This is a genomic window from Streptomyces sp. NPDC052107, from assembly GCF_040680215.1.
Taxonomy (GTDB): Bacteria; Actinomycetota; Actinomycetes; order Streptomycetales; family Streptomycetaceae; genus Streptomyces.
The window spans coordinates 1-1,354 of the sequence record NZ_JBFAWG010000286.1; the positions used below are offsets into that span (position 1 = coordinate 1).

Sequence of the window (1,354 nt, forward strand, 5' to 3'; positions counted from 1 at the left end):
TGCTCAGCGGGCAGGTCGGGGGTAAGGCCGCGGGCGGTGTGGTGCAGCAGGCGGGCCAGGGCGGCGGCCTCGCCCGGGGCGAGGGAGGCGGCAGTGTGCCCGGCGTGGTGCAGGTTCTGCCGCTGCTTGCCGGTGAGCAGGTCGGGTGCGCAGGTCAGGTGGATGGTGGTGTCGGTGTGGACGAGCCGGTGGGGGCTGCCTGTCTGCTCGAGGTGGGCGGCCAGTGCGGTGGCGGCGCGCTTGAGGCGGTGCGGGGTCCATTCCAGCGCGGAAGCCAGGTCGTCTGGGTGGATGCGGTCGGCCTCGAGCAGGGCGGCGTGCAGCACGGTGGCGTGGCCCGCCAGCCCCGGGGCGGGACGGCGGGCCGGTCCGGGCTGGCGCAGGAGGGATTCCGCGGAGGTGTTCAGGGCGCGGGCGAGGGTGAACAGGGCCGCGGCGGGGAGAGTGTGCGGGGTGAGGCGGGTGCCGAAGTCGGTGGTGGGGATGCCGGTCAGCGCGGCTAGGTCCTCATCGGTGAGCCGGCACTGAGCGGCGCGCTCGCGCAGGAACTTCAAGTCGAACGCGACTGCGGAGGTGCCGCCGGGCGGCGGAGTCTGGTCGGTCAAGGTCACGGGCGTAACTCCCCAAGGCGCGGCAGGACATCAGGGGCGGGTGGCGCGGGGGTGTGCAGGTGCCAGCAGCGAGCGGCAGTGTGCCAGTCGTCCCCTGAATGGGGGTGGGCCAGGGCAGGGACCGGGAGGCCGGCGTCGGCGATGAGGGCCTCGAAGCGTGGCGTGGTGCCGAAGCAGTTCGCGAACAGGCCGTGATTGTCGGCGGCGCGCGGGGTGCGGCGGCGGAATTCCACAGCCGCGCGCAGCAGGGGGCGGGCGCGGGGCGGGACGGTGTACATGTGCCGGGGCCCGGGCGGTTCGCCGATGTGGATCCGCGAGTCGCGGTCGATGGCCACGGTGGCGTGGGCCTCGTCGACGCTCGCTATCTGGGTCATCGACAGCAGCGACGTGTCCGTGCCGGTGAACAGCAGGGCCGCGATGGCGGCGGCGCGCAGCGGGTTGGGCAGGCGCACGGTGATCGTGTGCACGACGCGCGGCGTGAGGGGCACGGTGGTGATGCCCGGCCCCGCGCGGCTGGTGAGGTCGTCGGGCACGTTGAGCAGCAGCGAGCGGGACAGGAAGCCGGCCTGGGCGCCACGCACGCGGGCCACGGTGTGCTGCGGGCTGGGGCTTGAGACGGTCAGCCGGGCCAGGAACAGCCGCAACGCTTCTGTCTCTTGCAGATTCCAGGGGGTCGGCGCGGTCGGGTCGGCGGCGGGTTCGACAACGCCAGATATGTTGATACCCCGGCCTGTTTGGGCAGG

General features: G+C 73.6%; 1 protein-coding gene and 1 pseudogene. Both read right to left on the bottom strand.

What is annotated here, in order from left to right; all coding sequences use genetic code 11:
* Positions 1–611: hypothetical protein (locus AB0M27_RS47865; RefSeq protein ID WP_365732469.1), on the bottom strand; the 611-nt coding region annotated here is incomplete at its 3' end.
* Positions 608–1,354, bottom strand: a pseudogene (locus AB0M27_RS47870) (hypothetical protein); the annotation flags it as partial. The gene AB0M27_RS47865 and the pseudogene AB0M27_RS47870, both read right to left, overlap by 4 nt.